Origin of the sequence: Pantoea sp. ICBG 985, assembly GCF_002928365.1 — a bacterium.
In the GTDB taxonomy this organism is placed as follows: domain Bacteria; phylum Pseudomonadota; class Gammaproteobacteria; order Enterobacterales; family Enterobacteriaceae; genus Pantoea; species Pantoea dispersa.
This window is the reverse complement of record NZ_POWM01000024.1, coordinates 1-568: the sequence shown is the minus strand read 5'-3', so window position 1 is coordinate 568 and position 568 is coordinate 1. Positions and strand designations below refer to the sequence as shown.

General features: G+C 50.9%; 1 tRNA gene and 2 rRNA genes. All 3 read left to right on the top strand.

What is annotated here, in order from left to right:
- Nucleotides 1-83: ribosomal RNA gene (locus C1Y42_RS23270) — 16S ribosomal RNA — on the top strand; the annotation flags it as partial.
- Nucleotides 84-171: 88 nt separating this feature from the next.
- Nucleotides 172-246 (top strand) — tRNA-Glu (locus C1Y42_RS23265).
- A gap of 214 nt (nt 247-460) precedes the next feature.
- Nucleotides 461-568: ribosomal RNA gene (locus C1Y42_RS23260) — 23S ribosomal RNA — on the top strand; the annotation flags it as partial.

Below are 568 nucleotides of genomic sequence, written 5' to 3'. Positions count from 1 at the left end.
CGCTTACCACTTTGTGATTCATGACTGGGGTGAAGTCGTAACAAGGTAACCGTAGGGGAACCTGCGGTTGGATCACCTCCTTACCTGAAGATACCTTCCCGCGAAGTGCTCACACAGATTGTCTGATAGAAAAGTAACGAGCAGGACGGCTGCGAAGTCGTGACACTTTGTGTCCCCTTCGTCTAGCGGTTAGGACTCCGCCCTTTCACGGCGGCAACAGGGGTTCGAATCCCCTAGGGGACGCCACTGCTTGGTGACAGGTGAAAGGTGTCTCCACAGAATATCTCAAAACTGACGGTAACGTCGTGTTTGAGATATTGCTCTTTAACAATCCGGAACAAGCTGAAAATTTGAAACGACGCGTCGCTTCATTTCTCCGTAATAAGAAATGAATCACGATGCGTTCGAGTCTCTCAAATGCTTGCAGTCTGCAGCGTTGCAAAACGCCTGTGGGTTGTGAGGTTAAGCGACTAAGCGTACACGGTGGATGCCCTGGCAGTCAGAGGCGATGAAGGACGTGCTAATCTGCGAAAAGCGACGGTAAGGTGATATGAACCGCTACAGCCGT